At 60.5% G+C, this 16,774-nt stretch carries 13 protein-coding genes; 12 read left to right on the top strand and 1 reads right to left on the bottom strand.

From position 1 onward, the window contains the following. The first annotated feature begins 116 nt into the window (after positions 1–116). The 11 genes from Q0601_RS09390 (at position 117) to Q0601_RS09340 (ending at position 12,510) form a co-directional block, all read left to right on the top strand. The gene (locus Q0601_RS09390; RefSeq protein ID WP_305289453.1) at positions 117–488 is read left to right on the top strand and encodes a Zn-ribbon domain-containing OB-fold protein; all 372 of its coding nucleotides are present in this window, start codon (positions 117–119) and stop codon (positions 486–488) included. Further along, a complete protein-coding gene (locus Q0601_RS09385) occupies positions 485–1,636 on the top strand; it encodes a thiolase (protein ID WP_305289451.1) in 1,152 nt (383 codons plus the stop codon). The genes Q0601_RS09390 and Q0601_RS09385 overlap by 4 nt, the downstream gene beginning before the upstream one ends. Further along, positions 1,626–3,731, top strand: a complete 2,106-nt coding sequence (locus Q0601_RS09380) for an acetate--CoA ligase family protein (protein ID WP_305289449.1) — start codon at positions 1,626–1,628, stop codon at positions 3,729–3,731. The genes Q0601_RS09385 and Q0601_RS09380 overlap by 11 nt, the downstream gene beginning before the upstream one ends. Further along, positions 3,728–4,786, top strand: coding sequence for an acyl-CoA dehydrogenase family protein (locus Q0601_RS09375; protein WP_305289446.1), 1,059 nt, complete (start codon positions 3,728–3,730; stop codon positions 4,784–4,786). Before Q0601_RS09380 ends, Q0601_RS09375 begins: the two co-directional genes overlap by 4 nt. Positions 4,787–4,839: 53 nt before the next feature. Continuing rightward, complete coding sequence (locus Q0601_RS09370; protein WP_305289444.1) at positions 4,840–6,018, top strand: acyl-CoA dehydrogenase family protein; 1,179 nt, start codon at positions 4,840–4,842, stop codon at positions 6,016–6,018. A gap of 11 nt (positions 6,019–6,029) precedes the next feature. Beyond that, the gene (locus tag Q0601_RS09365; RefSeq protein WP_305289442.1) at positions 6,030–6,950 is read left to right on the top strand and encodes an SDR family NAD(P)-dependent oxidoreductase; all 921 of its coding nucleotides are present in this window, start codon (positions 6,030–6,032) and stop codon (positions 6,948–6,950) included. Between the two features lie 252 nt (positions 6,951–7,202). Further along, complete coding sequence (rpsA, locus tag Q0601_RS09360) at positions 7,203–8,882, top strand: 30S ribosomal protein S1 (protein WP_119751039.1); 1,680 nt, start codon at positions 7,203–7,205, stop codon at positions 8,880–8,882. Positions 8,883–9,019: 137 nt separating this feature from the next. Next, the gene (locus tag Q0601_RS09355) at positions 9,020–9,661 is read left to right on the top strand and encodes a LysE family translocator (protein ID WP_305289436.1); all 642 of its coding nucleotides are present in this window, start codon (positions 9,020–9,022) and stop codon (positions 9,659–9,661) included. Positions 9,662–9,737: 76 nt separating this feature from the next. Then, the gene (gene selD / locus Q0601_RS09350) at positions 9,738–10,787 is read left to right on the top strand and encodes a selenide, water dikinase SelD (RefSeq protein ID WP_305289433.1); all 1,050 of its coding nucleotides are present in this window, start codon (positions 9,738–9,740) and stop codon (positions 10,785–10,787) included. Positions 10,788–10,984: 197 nt separating this feature from the next. Beyond that, positions 10,985–11,884 (top strand): EamA family transporter, encoded by a 900-nt coding sequence (locus Q0601_RS09345; RefSeq protein ID WP_305289430.1) that lies wholly within the window; start codon positions 10,985–10,987, stop codon positions 11,882–11,884. 23 nt (positions 11,885–11,907) lie between these two features. Continuing rightward, complete coding sequence (locus tag Q0601_RS09340) at positions 11,908–12,510, top strand: inner membrane-spanning protein YciB (RefSeq protein WP_305289428.1); 603 nt, start codon at positions 11,908–11,910, stop codon at positions 12,508–12,510. A 24-nt stretch (positions 12,511–12,534) separates the two neighbouring features. On the opposite strand, the gene Q0601_RS09335 is transcribed toward Q0601_RS09340, so the two are convergent. Then, positions 12,535–13,431 (bottom strand): DUF726 domain-containing protein, encoded by an 897-nt coding sequence (locus Q0601_RS09335; RefSeq protein ID WP_305289426.1) that lies wholly within the window; start codon positions 13,429–13,431, stop codon positions 12,535–12,537. Positions 13,432–13,972: 541 nt separating this feature from the next. Here Q0601_RS09335 and Q0601_RS09330 point away from each other — a divergent pair. Continuing rightward, positions 13,973–16,633, top strand: coding sequence for a ribonuclease E/G (locus tag Q0601_RS09330; protein WP_305289424.1), 2,661 nt, complete (start codon positions 13,973–13,975; stop codon positions 16,631–16,633). The last annotated feature ends 141 nt before the right edge of the window (positions 16,634–16,774 follow it).

Below are 16,774 nucleotides of genomic sequence, written 5' to 3'. Positions count from 1 at the left end.
CGCCCGACTTGTTAAGAAATGCCTGTTCAGCATGGCTGCTATTTCTAACATGCATTTGCACAATAGCTTATCCCCCGACATCATTCAGGTGAAGGAAAATTTCCGTGGGAGGGGAGATGGCTCAGAACAAGCCGGGTCCGCAAAGGACCTTCGAAGCCTATCTGGCCGAGGGCAGGTTCATGCTTCAGCGGTCTCGCTCGACCGGAAAGCATCTGTTCTGGCCGCGGGTTCTGGTTCCGGGATCGGGCGAGGATGATCTGGAATGGGTGCCCGCATCGGGGCTTGGCCGTATCTATTCGATTACGGTGAATCGGGCGCGTTCCGGCGATTACAACGTCGCATTGATCGACCTTGATGAAGGGCCGCGCATGATGGCGACCGTGGCCGGGGCCGAAACCGCCGCAATCGGCAGCCGGGTGCGTGCGCGGATAGAGAGCGGAGAGGTTCCACGCGTGGTGTTCGATCCAGTCTCGGAGGATGCGCGATGACACATCCGATCAGGGGACGGACCGCGATCGTGGGCATGGCAACCGCCGGTATTGGCGAAGCTCCGGGTTTTTCCGATATCGAACTTCTGGCGCAAGCCACGCTTGGGGCGCTGGCCGATGCCGGACTGAAAATCCCCGATATCGACGGAATATTCGCCGCCACCAGCACTCATGCTTTCCCCAGCATGAGCGTAGCGGAATATCTGGGTGTTAAGCCAAGGTATTTCGACAGCACCAATATCGGAGGTTCCAGCTTCGAGATGCATCTGCTGCAGGCCTCGCTGGCCATCGAAGCGGGGCTGTGCGAGGTAGCATTGATCTGCTACGGCTCGAACCAGCGGACGGCAGGCGGGCGGCTGGTATCGATGTCCGAGCGGCAATGGCACGAAACCGCGTATAGCCCCCGCCATCCGATCACGGCCTATGCCCTGGCGGCGGCGCGACACATGCATGAATATGGCACGAGCCGCGAACAGCTTGCCGATGTGGCGGTTGCGGCGCGGGGCTGGGCCAATCTGAACCCCGAGGCATTCGCGCGCGGCCCGCTGACGCGCGAGGATGTGCTGGCCAGCCGAATGATCTCGGATCCCCTGACCAAAGGGGATTGCTGTCTTGTCACCGATGGCGCGGCGGCCTGTCTTCTTGTCAGTGCCGACAGGGCGAAGGATTTCCCGCGGAAGCCGGTGTATTTTCTTGGAGGAGCGGGGGCGAATTGGCACAGATCCATCGTTGCCATGCCCGATCTGACGGTGACGGCGGCTTCCGAAAGCGGGCCGCGCGCCTTCGACATGGCGGGCCTGACACATGGCGATGTCGATCTGGTAATGCTTTACGACGCCTTTACCATCAACACGATCCTGTTTCTTGAAGATCTCGGTTTCTGCCCCAAAGGCGAAGGCGGGCGTTTCGTTGAGGGCGGGCGCATCGCACCCGGCGGCGAGTTGGCGGTGAATACCAATGGCGGCGGGCTGTCCTGCGTGCATCCCGGCATGTATGGCATGTTCCTGATCGCGGAAGCCGTCGCGCAAATCCGCGGTGCGGCCGGTAAGCGACAGTTGCAGCAGGCCGATATCGCGCTTCTCCACGGAAATGGCGGCACGTTGTCCAGTCAGGTCACGGCATTTCTGGGTTCTGAAAATGCGATATGATTTCAATGAACTCTCCCAATTGCTAGAGCCTCGTTCGGTCGCAATCATCGGGGCTTCCGCCGATCCGACCCGCATCGGCGGAAGACCGATCGCGACGATGCTGAAAGCGGGATATGGCGGGCGCATATTGCCGGTAAATCCCAATCGGGACGAGATTCAGGGGCTGACATGCTATTCGGATATCGAGGCCCTGCCCGAAGCACCCGAGGCGGCTATCGTCGCCGTTCCTGCCCGTGCTGCGGTGGATGTCGTCGACGCGCTTGGGCGGCAGGGCTGCAAGATGGTCACGATGTTCACCGCCGGATTTGCGGAACTGGGCAGGGAGGGTCGCGGGGAACAGGACCGGCTGACCGGTATCGCCCGGCAATACGGGATGCGCCTGCTTGGGCCCAATACGCTTGGCTGCTGGAATGTCGATATCGGTTATTTCGGCAGTTTCACGTCATCGCTGGATCTGGGTTTCCCGCTGGCGGGCAATATCGGCATGGCAAGCCAGTCAGGGGCGTTCGGCACACATCTTGCCGCTGTGGCGCGGCGGCGGGGGATTGGCGTGCCGATCCTTGTGACGACGGGAAACGAGGCTGACATCACGGTTGCCGACGCCATCGGCTGGATGGCGCAAAGCGACCGGATCGATGTCATCTGCGCCTATCAGGAGGGGTTCAGCGATCCCGACAGGATGCTGGCCGCCCTGAATGCGGCGCGCGGCGCGGATAAACCGGTTTTTATTCTCAAAAGCGGGCGCAGCGAGGTCGGAGGCCGCGCGGCGACATCTCATACGGCCTCGATGACGGGCGATGATGCCGTCGCGAATGAGGTGTTGCGCGCCCATGGCGCGATACGGGTCTGCGACACCGAACAGATGCTGGATTTCGCCTATGTCGCGCGCAAGCGGATCTATCCCGTGGAAAACAGCCTCGGCGTCGTGACCGTTTCGGGTGGCGCGGGTATCGTGGCCAGCGACGAAGCCGAGCAGCAGGAACTGCCGATGCCGCCGATGCCCGAAGATGCACAGGCCGAATTGCGCGCGCTTCTGCCTTTTTGCGCACCGGTTAACCCCGTCGATTGTACGGCACAGGCATTGAATGATCTGAGCCTGTTTCAGAAATTCACCCATGCGGCACTGGTAAAGGGTGGCTATGCCTCGGTGATCTGCTTCGCTACCACGGTCGCGGGCAGTGCGACGATCGCACCGCGGTTTCTTGAGGCTCTGGCCCCTTTGCGGAAGGAGTTTCCCGACCGGCTGATCGTGATCTGCGCGGTGGCGCCTCCGGATATCGTCAAGCGATACGAAGATGCGGGATTTCTTGTTTTTGAAGACCCGTGCCGGGCGACGCGTGCGCTGGCGGCAATGGGGCGTGTGGGCAAGGCCCTGACGATGACCGCCCCGGTGAGACAAGCCGTTCCGAAGATTCCGCTGCCTCCGACCACGCCAGATGAATTTCAGGCCAAGGCATTGCTGTCGGCGGCAGGCATCCAGGTTTCCGCCGAACGGCTTGTACATGACAGTGAGCGGGCCAGTGACGCCGCGCAGGAGATCGGCTTCCCGGTGGTGATGAAGATCGTGTCACCCGATATCCTGCATAAATCGGATATCGGCGGGGTCATGCTGAATATCGGCAGTTCGGAGGAAGCCGCTTCCGCATATAACAAGCTGATCGCGGCCGCGCAGAAACATCGCCCCGATGCCCGGATCAGCGGTGTTCTGGTGGCGCGGCAGATCACCGGCGGCGTCGAGTGTTTCATGGGCATTAGCCGTGATCCCTCGTTCGGTGCGATGGCGGCATTCGGGTTGGGCGGCATTTTCGTCGAATTGCTGCACGATATCGCCCTGCGGCAATGTCCGTTCGACGAGGCCGCCGCGCGTGAGATGATCCTGTCCATCCGGGGCGCCCCGATCCTGACCGGCGCACGCGGGCGCGCGCCGGTCGATCTGGATGCCTTGGCGCGAAGCTTGTCTTGTCTTTCGGTATTTGCTGCCGGCGCGGGCGCGCGGCTGGTATCTGTCGATCTCAACCCGGTGCTGGCCTTGCCGGAAGGCGAGGGCGCAGTCGCGCTGGATGCCGTGATCGAGCTGGAGGAGGCGGAACCATGAATAACGCGCTGCACGCGGACGATCCGGATCGACAGCAGCAGTTGCGCATGCTGATCGAAAGCGCAAAGGGAATCGCGCCGCGACATGGCGATTTCACGCGACGACGCGGATTGCGGTTCTCGCAGCCGGGATTTGACCGGGATGTCTGGACCCGGATCGCGGAAATGGGTTGGCTGGGCTTGCGTCTGCCCGAAAATGCCGGGGGCGCAGGTCTTGGGATGCTGGAATACGCCGCGCTCGCGACCGAGGCGGGGGCGGCATTGCTGCCCGAACCGTTTATCGAGGCGCAGCTTGCCATCGACATGATGGGTACGGCCACGCCACCCCCGGTTCTGGCTGGCGACGAGATCATTCTGCCGGCATGGGCCAGCGCCTCTGATGGTCTTGGCTTTGATGGCGGCGTAGCCGTCGGCAAGGGTGGACGGCTCAGCGGCGAGAAACGCTTCGTTCCGATGGGCACTGCGGCTGACCGCCTCGCGGTTGCGACGAATGCGGGGGTTTTCCTTGTCGCCATGGATCAGGTCGGTGTTCAGACCCTGCCGCTGCAGGATGGTGGTTATGCGGCGACTTTCCATTTCGAGGATTGCCCGGCAATCCCGCTGGATGGCGATCCGCGCCCGGCGCTTGAGGCAGCGACAGTTGCGAATGCGGCTTATCTTCTGGGCGTGATGGAGCGGGCTTTTGATATTACGCTGGAATATCTAAAAACCCGCCGGCAATTCGACCGGCTGATCGGCAGTTTTCAGGTGCTTCAGCATCGCGCCGTGGATCTGAAGATCCAGATCGAGATTACCCGTGCCGTCATCCGGGACGCCTGTGTCGCGCTTGACGGCGGAGATGATGCCCAAACCGCTGTTTCGCGCGCCAAGACCCGCGCGACCGAAGCCGCGATGCTGGTGACAAGACAGGCGATCCAAATGCATGGGGCGATCGGATACACCGATGAGGCCGATATCGGGCTGTTTCTGCGCAAGGCACTGACCATCGGCAACCGCTATGGCTCTGCGTCCTGGCATCGCGCCCGGCATGCTGCGTTAACGGCAGGAGACATGTGATGGTCGGTAATCTTTTACATGCAATCCCGTTTCAGGACCCGTGGAGGATTTGAATGCCCGCAATCCAGCCCAGCCCGCACGAGGATCTGAACCCGCTGCCTGATCAGGAATTTCGCGCTATTATCCGGCACTGGATACAGGAAAATTATCCGGAACATTTGCGCAATCCGCAGCGCCGCCTGCATATTTCCGAAGGCCGGGAATGGTACGAGGCCCTGTCGCGGCAGGGCTGGCTTGCGCCGAACTGGCCGCGTGAACATGGCGGAATGGGGCTGTCGCCCTCGAAGCTGCTGATCATGATCGACGAGCAGGAACGCCACGGTGTGGCCCGTCTGCCGGATCAGGGGATTACCATGGTCGGCCCCTTGCTGATCCGGCACGGCACCGAAACGCAGCGCCAATACCATTTGCCGCGGATTCTTTCGGGCGAGATCATCTGGTGTCAGGGTTACTCGGAACCGAATGCTGGCTCTGATCTGGCATCGCTTCAGACCCGGGCGGTCCGGGACGGCGATGACTGGGTGATCAACGGCCAGAAGATCTGGACGACCTTAGGCATGGACGCCGACTGGATATACGTTCTTGCCCGGACCGATACGCATATGGCGAAGCAAAAGGGGATCAGCTTCTTCATCATGCCGGTGGCAACTCCCGGCATCGAGATCCGTCCGATCCGCAATCTCGATATGCATGATGAATTCTGCGAGGTATTCTTTCGCGACGTCCGTATTCCCGCGAATTCAATCGTCGGCGAGATCAACAGCGGCTGGAGCATCGCAAAGAATCTGCTGAGTTTCGAACGCATCTTCCTTGGTTCGCCGTTTCAGGCGACAGGCGCGCTGGATCATCTCGCCCGGCTGGTGGAACATCTCGGTCGCGGAAGTGAGCCCCGGATCGCCGCGCTGCTAAACGAATTGCGGATGGAACTGGCCGATCATCAATCCTTCTACAAGAGCTTTGCCGATCAGGTCCGGCGCGGAGAGCCGCTGGGGCCGGATGTATCGATGCTGAAGATAAATCTGTCGGTCCTGTATCAGCGGATTACCGACCATATCATTGAAATTGCCGGGGAACATGCCGCGGTTCTGGAACCCTTGCCGGATGATCGCAGTCTGTATCCCGCAAGCGCCTTTATCCAGGCGCGGCCGCATTCGATCTATGGCGGCTCTAGCGAAATTCAGAAGAACATCGTGGCCAAGCAAGTGCTGGGTCTTGGCGATAATATCGCGTGACGGAGGAGCGGATGGCCGTGGATTTGGGACTGACGGGTAAAGTCGTCATTGTGACGGGCGCCGGAGGCGGTATCGGGCGGGCCATCGCGCAAGGTTTCGCAGATGCCGGTGCAAAGATCGTCATAAACGACATTGGCGTATCGCTAGGCGGCGAAGGCGGATCGGCGAGTCCGGCACAAGAGACCAGGGCGATGATAGAGGCGGCCGGCGGAGAGGCCGTGATCAGCACCGACAGCGTTGCCGACTGGGACAGCGCCCAGAAGATCGTGCAATGCGCGACGGATAATTTCGGGCGTCTCGATGTTGTGGTGAACAATGCGGGCATCCTGCGCGACGCGATCTTTCACAAGATGGATCCATCCGATTGGCGTTCCGTTGTGGATGTGCATCTGAATGGCAGCTTCTATGTCAGTCGCGCCGCCGCACCTTTGTTTCGCAAGCAGGAGGCGGGGGCATATGTGCATATGACCTCGACCTCGGGGCTGATCGGGAATGTCGGGCAGGCTAATTACTCGGCGGCCAAGCTGGGGATCGCGGCGCTGTCGAAATCCATCGCGCTTGACATGAAGCGTTATAATGTGCGCTCGAATTGTATCGCACCATTCGCCTGGAGCCGCATGACCAGTTCGATCCCGGCGAACTCCCCCGAAGAAAAGGCAAGGGTCGCCAAGCTGCAACAGATGACACCCGAAACCAATGCGCCGCTGGCGGTCTTTCTGGCTTCGGAGGCGGCGCGGGATGTAACCGGGCAAATCTTCGCGGCGCGGTTGAACGAGTTGTTCCTGTTCAGCCAGCCGCGCCCCCTGCGCAGTGCCCATTCCGATACCGGCTGGACACCGGAACTGATTGCCGAGCGTGCCCTGCCTGCTTTCCGCTCGGGGCTGATTCCGCAAGAGGTCAGCGGCGATGTATTCGCATGGGATCCGATCTGACACCGGAATCGGAAAACTCGAAGCGCAAGATTCCGGGCGCGAAACCCGGTGAAGATCGCGATTATGGTTGATCTTTGGCGCGTTGGCGATTATTTGGGCCGCAGTCAATCGAACGACATGGTCATAACAGGCCGCGAAATACCGGGTCGGGCGTCATGCTGCGACCCTTTGTCGTTGCCGAAGGGCAAGATACAGACCGGCGGAGCCAACCGTCTGGCCAGAAAATCAGATCGTAAAGGAAACTGAACACATATGTGCGCTAAAGCAACTATGGAAGAATTCGAGGCCCTTCTGAATGAAAGCCTCGAGATAGACACGCCCGATGAGGGCAGTGTCGTCAAAGGCCGCGTCATCGCCATCGAGGCGGGACAGGCCATTATCGATGTTGGCTACAAGATGGAAGGCCGCGTCGATCTCAAGGAATTCGCAAATCCCGGCGAAGACGCGAAACTGGCCGTCGGCGACGAGGTCGAGGTTTATCTGGACCGGGTCGAGAATGCCCGTGGCGAAGCCTCGATCAGCCGCGAGAAAGCCCGCCGCGAGGAAGCCTGGGACCGTCTGGAAAAAGCCTATGCCGATGAAGAGCGCGTTGAAGGCGCAATCTTTGGTCGCGTCAAGGGTGGCTTCACCGTCGATCTGGGCGGTGCCGTGGCCTTCCTGCCCGGTTCTCAGGTTGATGTGCGCCCCGTGCGCGATGCCGGCCCGCTGATGGGTCTGAAGCAGCCCTTCCAGATCCTGAAAATGGATCGCCGCCGCGGCAATATCGTCGTTTCGCGCCGCGCCATTCTGGAAGAAAGCCGCGCCGAACAGCGCGCCGAGGTCATCTCGAACCTGTCTGAAGGTCAAAGCGTCAATGGCGTGGTCAAGAATATCACCGAATACGGTGCGTTCGTTGATCTGGGCGGCGTTGACGGGCTGCTGCATGTCACCGATATGGCATGGCGCCGGGTGAACCATCCTTCCGAGATCCTTGCCATCGGCGAAACCGTCGAAGTGCAGGTCATCAAGATCAACAAGGAAAGCCACCGCATCAGCCTGGGCATGAAGCAGCTTCAGGACGATCCGTGGGATACCGTTGCCGCGAAATTCCCGCTGGGCTCGGTCCATCATGGCCGTGTGACCAACATCACCGATTACGGCGCTTTCGTAGAGCTGGAAGCCGGTGTCGAAGGTCTGGTCCACGTTTCGGAAATGAGCTGGACCAAGAAGAACGTCCATCCGGGCAAGATCGTCTCGACCTCGCAGGAAGTCGATGTCATGGTTCTGGAGATCGACGAGGCCAAGCGCCGCGTTTCGCTGGGTCTCAAACAGACCATGCGCAACCCGTGGGAAGTCTTCGCCGAAACCCACCCGGTCGGCACCCATATCGAGGGCGAGGTCAAGAACATCACCGAATTCGGTCTGTTCATCGGTCTCGACGGCGATATCGACGGCATGGTTCACCTGTCGGATATTTCCTGGGATGCCCGTGGCGAAGACGCCATTCAGGACTTCCGCAAGGGCGATACGGTCAAGGCCGTCGTTCAGGATGTGGATGTCGAGAAAGAGCGTATCTCGCTGTCGATCAAGGCTCTCGAAAACGAGCATATGGCCGAAGCCGTTGACGGCGTGAAGCGCGGCTCGGTTGTCACTGTCGAGGTGACCGCGATCGAGGATGGCGGGATCGAGGTCGAATATAACGGCGTCAAATCCTTCATCCGCCGCAGCGATCTTGCCCGCGACCGTCAGGATCAACGCCCCGAGCGTTTCCAGATCGGCGATAAGGTCGATGCCCGCGTGACCAATGTGGACACCAAGACCCGCCGTCTTGGCTTGTCGATCAAGGCTCGCGAGATTGCCGAAGAAAAGGAAGCCGTCGAACAATATGGCAGCTCGGATTCGGGTGCATCGCTTGGCGATATTCTTGGCGCCGCGTTGAAGCGCGACAACTGATCCGACGCAAATTTGCGTTTAGCAAACCCGTCCCCGGTTCCGGGGGCGGGTTCTTTCTTTTTTGGGGTTTCTTCCTTTTATATTGCGTCTTCTGCCCGGCAGGCTCATTTTGACCCGAATATATCGGAGACAAGATGATGACCTGGGTCGAGATCACCACATTCGCTTTGGCAGCCGCCCTGCTGGTCGCGTCACCGGGGCCGAATGGCGTGCTGATCGCCCGCACCGTGCCGACATCCGGTGTCGCCGCCGGTTTTGCCAATATCGCGGGATTTTTTACGGCCTTCTACATCCACGGCACCCTGTCGATCCTGGGCATCTCGATCATCCTGCTGCAATCGGCGACTGCTTTCACAATCGTCAAATATCTGGGTGCGGCCTATCTGTGCTGGATCGGGATCAAATCGCTGCGCCAGGCTGTCCGGAGCGAGTTCTCCGGCCCAGGCAATATCCCGCCCGCGCGGCGGAAACGCAGCTTGTGGAGGGCCTATGTCGAAGGGTTGCTGACCAATGGGCTCAACCCAAAGGTTTCGATGTTTTACCTCGCGGTATTTCCGCAGTTCATCCCGGCAAGTGATCATCCGGTGGCCTCGGCCTTCCTGCTGGTGGTCGTGCATTCGATGATAAATGTGATCTGGTTCGGCGCGATTGTCATGCTGTTCTCACGCTTGACGGGGATTGCCCGCAGTAGCCGTTTCCAGCGCTGGCTGAAAGGCGTGACGGGGGTGGTCTTCATCGGCTTCGGCGTCAAGCTTGCAAGCTACCGCGCGCCCGTCTGATGCGCTCCGCCGCTTGCCTCTCTTGGCCGTGCCACCTATTCTGACCCCTGTCCAATCCCTTACCCACAGGATCCTCATGGCCACAACCGAACCCCGGCTGACCTCGCTTTCTCATGGGGGCGGCTGCGGCTGCAAGATCGCGCCGGGGGTGCTGACGGGATTGTTGCGCGGCACAGCGATGCTGCCGGTTCCCGACGAGCTTCTGGTGGGGATCGAAACATCGGATGACGCGGCGGTCTACAGGCTGAACGATCATCAGGCACTGGTGGCGACCACCGATTTCTTTATGCCCATCGTCGACGATCCGCTGGATTTCGGCCGGATTGCCGCAACCAATGCGATCAGCGATGTCTATGCGATGGGCGCGACCCCGATCATGGCGCTGTCGCTGGTGGGAATGCCGATCAATACGCTGTCCCCGGAAACCATCGCCCGGATACTCGAAGGCGGAGCCGCCGCTTGCCGCGATGCCGGCATTCCGATTGCAGGCGGCCATACGATCGATTCGGTCGAGGCAATCTATGGGCTGGTCGCGCTGGGGCTGGTTGATCCCGCTCATGTCAAACGCAATTCGGGCGCGCGGCCCGGCGATGTGCTGATCCTGGGCAAGCCGCTGGGCGTCGGGATCATGTCGGCGGCATTGAAGAAAGAGGCTTTGTCATCTGAAAATTATGACCGGATGATCCTGACGACCACGAAGCTGAACAGCCCCGGGCCGGATCTCGCCCGGCTGGAATCCGTGCATGCGATGACCGATGTGACCGGTTTCGGGCTTGCCGGACATCTGCTGGAAATGGCGCGGGGGTCGGGCTGCGATGCAGAGCTTGATTGGCCAACTGTGCCGCTGTTGCCCGATATACGCGATCTGGCGTCTGCTGGTTTTGTGACCGGCGCTTCGGGACGAAACTGGAGCAGCTATGGCGAAGATGCGCTTCTGCCCGATGGTTTCGCGGCAGTGGATCAGGCGCTGCTGAGCGATCCGCAGACGAGCGGCGGCCTGCTGGTATCCTGCGCTCAAGAGGAAGCCGGGCAGGTCCTGCGGATTTTTCGGGAGCATGGATTTTCGGATGCAGCGGTGATCGGGCGGATGACCGAGGGACAAGGACGGCTTCGGGTCGGGCTTTGATATTTGCCATTGGACCCGGCCCGGACGGGCAGGCACTGCCCGCTCTGAAAGGCACGGAAGGAAATGTCTGTCAAAACCGGAAGGGTTCATATCGGAGAAAGCGCCAATTCTTTCCCTTTTAAATTGATTTCGGTGCGAATAAGCCGACGCAGCCGGAACAACTTGCAGATCGTGTAAAACAGCGCCATTACCCCCGCATGAGCGAATGGATCATCCAGATCGCGGGAACACCCGAAGGCGCGAAACTGGCGACCGGCCTCGCACTGATGGCGGCATTTCTGCATGCGCTTTTCGGTGCGCTGCAAAAGGGGCGGCATGACCCGTGGATCAGTCGGGCCGCGATCGATCTGGCACTGGGCCTGCTGGCCTTGCCGCTTGCGCTGTTCGTGGTGCCCTGGCCGACGCCGCAACTCTGGCCGATCCTGTTCGGGGCCATGATCATCCATATCGTCTACAAGATCGCGCAGGCGCAAACCTATCAGCGGGGCGCCTATACCGTGGTTTATCCCGTTGTGCGCGGCAGCGGGCCGCTTTTCACCGTGATAGCCGCCGGACTGGTGTTTCATGAACATTTCAACCTGATCCAATGGGCCGGAGTGCTGTTGCTGGTTTGCGGGATTTTCGGGCTGGCCGCGTTCAATTTCCAGCGATTGACAGTCGGGCGGGAAACGCTGGTACCGGCATTGAGCTGGGCGGTGATTACTGGCGGATTGGTGGCGCTGTATACGACCTATGACGCCTGGGGTATCCGTCTGGCGGCGGATCCTTTCACATTTCTGGTGTGGTTCTTCCTTCTTGATTCCCTGTTCATGCCGGTCTGGATGCGGAAAAAGCTTATGGCTCTGCCACGTCCCGAGGTGAAATCGCTTGCATGGCGCGGAATTGCAGGAGGGTTGATCGCGCCAGCGAGTTTTGGTTCGATCATGCTGGCAACGCGGATCAGCGATGTGGGGGAGGCGGCGGTGCTGCGTGAAACCTCGACCGTGTTTGCAGCTCTTGTCGGCTGGCTGGTATTGGGCGAAAAGGTGGGGCCGTATCGGACGGCACTGATGATATTGATCGCATCCGGTGCGATTATCGTCGAATGGGGGGCCTGAAGACATGGCGAAGGACGGATAAGATGAAAGAGACGAAACCCTGGATCAAACCCGCGCTCGAATTAGGGCCGGTTTTGCTGTTCTTCGCGGTTTTCATGCTGTTCCGGGACCGCGAGGTGGTGGTATTCGGTCAATCATATGGCGGGTTCATCTTTGCGACGCTGATCTTCGTGCCGGTCCTGGCGCTGTCCACCTTTCTGCTGTGGCGGGTGACGGGCAAGCTGTCGCCCATGCAGATCGCGACGCTGGTTCTGGTCATTCTGTTCGGCGGGCTGTCGGTCTGGCTGAATGATCCGCGGTTCTTCAAGATGAAACCGACGCTCATCTACCTGATTTTCGCGGCGATTCTGGCCGTCAGTCTGTTGGCGCGGCGAAACTGGCTGCAATTGGTGCTGTCAGAGGCGCTGCCGATGGATGCCGAGGGCTGGCACAAGCTGACATGGCGGATGATGTTGGCGTTTGTCGGTCTGGCGGTCGCGAATGAGATCGTCTGGCGCACAATGTCCGAGACGACATGGGTCTATTTCAAGACCTTTGGACTGCCCCTGATCCTGATGGCGTTCCTGATGGCGAATGCCGGGCTTTTCCGGGATCACGCATTGGATAAGGATTCCGGCAAAGAATAGGGGGTCTCTTGCCATTGACTTGGCTCAGGCGCGTAAATTGCCCGCAGGCGGGGGCGGCGCCAGAAGCCGCGACCAGCGGGGCTCGATCCTGCCCGGCAGCCTGGTCCGCAGCATATGCATCGGCAAGGCCCAGGGCTGGCGCAATGCGGTGCGATAGAAGTCGAACAAACCCCGGCGCAGATACGGGGTCCAGTGAGACAGGCGCAAGGCCGTGCGATCTACCGGAAAGCCGAAATCGCTTAGCGCCGCCAGCGTTCCGTCATGGTCGATCTGGACATCGATCCAGTTGCGGGCAGGGCGGGCAAGCCCAAATCCCAATGCCTGCCGCCTTCCATATCCAAGCCACATCTCGATGGCGAAGTCGAACAGGTCATTCTCGCGCGAGGTAATGTTCAGAATTTCCGCATATCGCCCCGCAGGGCTGTCCAGGGCGTCCGCTGCCGTATCCCGGAATTCCGCCCCGGTCAGAAGGATGACGCGCCCGATGCTTCCGGCCTGGGCATGATGCAGCGCCTGCAGTGCGACCCTTGCGCCCAGCGAATGGCCGATCAGTGCGATGGGCCGCCCGGCAAGGTCTGCAAGCTCGGAAACGGTCCGGGCAAGCGCATTGCCCGTCTCGCCCGCGTGCCGATAGGCCCGACCAAGCCTGCCGGTTGCTTCCCAGCCGAATGCCAGCGCAATGCCCTCATCTGCCGAACCGGTTCCAAAGCCCAATGCGCGGGGCCAGGATAACGCCCGGTGCGCCCGTGTCTCGGGGTTCAGGGCAAGAATATGCCGGTGGGGATCATTGCCGGGCTGAGTGGGGGAATAGCGGTAGCCATGGATCATGACGATGATCGGTGCGTCCTTTGGAAGATCCCTTGCCAATCCCCGAAGTTCACGCGATAAATCGCAGCCTGCATTGGTCCTGACGACTGGCATTCGTCACTTCCCGTTCAGCCCCTTCGCGCTTTTCCTAAGGGCGCCTTGCAACAGCGATGTGACCGGAATGTTACGCCTGCGTGAAACTGTCCGGAAAGAAATGGCGAGCGGAAAGAGTCCATTCTGATCGGGCGGATCTTTTCGCCATTGAACTTCCCCCTAGTCAACCTCTATGTTGATCTTACGTGCCGCAGCAAAGCGGGATCGCTTGATCCGCGGCGCCCACAGTTTCGCAGCGCAGCACCTCTGACCCCGAGACAAGGGCGGCATGTGCCACGCGGAAAACCCCGTCTCAGGCGCGATCAACCGCACCGGGATGACGACAATCAGTGATCCGGTTAGCCCGATGGCGTCGGATTTTACGAAGGAACAGACGCGATGACGCGCGCGACGGACGGATTGATGGGAAGAGGGCAGGCGCAGCGCCTTGCCTTCCCGATTTTCCGTGCCGCTGCGGCGCCCGCGCCCCAATCATGCCGCAGTCAAAGCCGACCAGTGCCCCTGGCACCGCCCGGTATTCGCCTGCGCGAAAGATATAAAAATGGCAAAGAAAATGCTGATCGATGCCACGCATGCCGAGGAAACTCGGGTGGTCGTGGTCGATGGAACCAAGGTCGTCGAATTTGATTTTGAGACTTTAAACAAAAGGCAGATAAGCGGAAACATCTATCTCGCCAAGGTCACCAGGGTCGAGCCCTCATTACAGGCGGCCTTCGTGGATTACGGCGGCAATCGTCACGGTTTTCTGGCTTTCGCCGAAATTCACCCCGATTACTACCAGATCCCGGCGGCCGACAGGGATGCGTTGATCGCCGAGGAACAGGCCTATGCAGAGGCGCAAGAGGCCGAGGATACCGGCAAGAAGCGCCGCAGAGCCTCCAGCAGGGCCGAAAAAGCCCGAAACGACGATGCCACGATTTCGGCCGAACCCGAGGGTGGAGACGCCGAAACGGCCGGTCTCACCGATGAGGGTGCGACCCAGGAGGATATTTCCGAAGACGTGGATACCGGGACGGCTGAGGCGGATGCCGATGATGCAAGCGCCAAGGATGACAGTATCGAATCGGTCGCCGATGAGGATGTGACCGAAGAGATCCGCGCGCCACGCAAACCGCGCCCGCGCCGCTACAAGATTCAGGAGGTCGTCAAGGTCCGCCAGATCATGCTGGTACAGGTCGTCAAGGAAGAACGCGGCAACAAGGGCGCGGCACTGACCACCTATCTGTCGCTGGCGGGGCGCTATTGCGTCCTGATGCCCAATACCGCACGCGGTGGCGGGATCAGCCGCAAGATCACCAATGCCACGGATCGCAAGAAACTCAAGGACATCGCGGGCGAACTTTCCGTGCCCAAGGGTGCAGGGCTGATCATCCGCACGGCTGGCAGCCAGCGTACCCGCACCGAGATCAAGCGCGACTATGATTATCTGCTGCGCTTGTGGGAACAGATCCGAGACGTGACGTTCAAATCCGTTGCCCCTGCGCCAATCTACGAGGAAGGCGACCTGATCAAACGCTCGATCCGCGATCTCTACAGCAAGGAGATCGACGAGGTGCTGGTCGAGGGCGAACGCGGTTATCGCGTTGCCAAGGACTTCATGAAGATGATCATGCCGTCCCACGCCCGCAATGTGAAACACTACGCGGATGCGATGCCGCTTTACGCCCGCTTTCAGGTGGAAAGCTATCTGGCAGGGATGTTCAACCCGGTCGTTCAGCTGAAATCCGGTGGCTATATCGTCATCGGCGTGACCGAGGCGCTGGTTGCCATCGATGTGAACTCGGGTCGGGCGACCAAAGAAGGCTCGATCGAGGATACCGCGCTCAAGACCAATCTCGAAGCCGCCGATGAAGTGGCGCGGCAGTTGCGTCTGCGCGACCTTGCCGGGCTGATCGTGATCGACTTCATCGACATGGATGAGCGCAAGAATAATGCCGCGGTCGAGAAGCGTTTCAAGGAACGGTTGAAATCTGACCGGGCGCGGATACAGGTGGGCCGGATCTCGGGCTTCGGCCTTATGGAGATGAGTCGTCAGCGACTGCGCCCCGGGATGCTGGAATCGACCACCCAGCCCTGTCTGCATTGCCACGGGACCGGGTTGATCCGTTCCGATGACAGTCTGGCACTGACCATCCTGCGCGCAATCGAGGAAGAGGGGACGCGCAAGCGTTCGCGCGAGGTGCTGATCAAGGCACCTGTCACGGTCGCGAACTTCCTGATCAACAACAAACGCGAACATATCGCCGTGATCGAAGCGCGTTACGGCATGTCCGTGCGTATCGAGGCCGATCCGGCATTGATATCGCCGGATTACGTCATCGAGAAATTCAAGACCGCGTCCCGTCCGGTTGCCGAAAATATGCAACCGGTCCTGACTGTCGATGCCGAGTTGATGGCGACGATCGACGAAGACAGCGATGATGCAGCACCCGACAGCCCGCCTGAACATCACGATGAGGCGGAAGATGAGGGGCACGAGGGCGGCCGCTCGCGTCGCCGTCGTCGTCGGCGGCGGCGCAAGGGCGGGGAAAGCGATGAGACTGCCCAGGACCAGCTGGTCGATAACGAGGCGTCCAACGATGAGGATCGGGATAATGCAGACGCATCGGAAGCGGTCGCTGCGGAAGAGGTGATTCCGGCCGCAAGCGAAAGCCAACCAGAGACCGTGGAGGCCGAGACGGCATCCGAGGACAAGGGCGCCAAACCGCGCCGGCGGAGCCGCTCTGGCGCACGCAGCCGCAAAGCCGAGAGTGAACCAGCGCAAGAGCAGGAAGCCGGGGCACAGCAGCCGGCCTTCCCCGAGGTCGTGGATCTCCGTGATCGCGCGGAAGGTGCGCGTGCCGAGGAATTTCCCAAGCCTGTTGCCACTACTCCGGCCCGCAAATCACGGTCAAGGAAGGCAGCCGCGGCCGAGCCCGCCACAGAGACGGTAGAGGAGACTGTCGTAGAGACGGACGAACCAACCGGAGCAATGACGGTTCCAGAGTTGCCTGCCGCTGAAGACGTCGCTGACGAGCCGAAACCGGCCCCTGCCGAACCAGCTATGCAAGCCGGGGAACCCGCGGCGGAGCAGCCAGTGGCAGAAAGCGAAACCCTTCAGCAGGTTACGGAAAACGCGCCGCAGCCTGAAGATGCGACGCCTGAGGCCGAGGCCGAACCTTCCCGGGCTAAGCGGCGCGGATGGTGGAGTGTCGGCCGCTGAATCCGGTCCGGGCGCGGTGAAATATCGCGCCCGAATCCCCGCGCGGGGTATGCCGCACGCAACTGTGACCTTCTGTCCTGTTTAGCCTGCTGCGGAATCGGGTAAGCTTCGCCTTGCCTGAACTGGACGCAGAAGGCTTGA

The sequence above is a fragment of the Paracoccus wurundjeri genome, from assembly GCF_030678915.1.
Taxonomy (GTDB): domain Bacteria; phylum Pseudomonadota; class Alphaproteobacteria; order Rhodobacterales; family Rhodobacteraceae; genus Paracoccus; species Paracoccus onubensis_A.
This window is presented reverse-complemented; position numbering and strand designations above follow the sequence as displayed.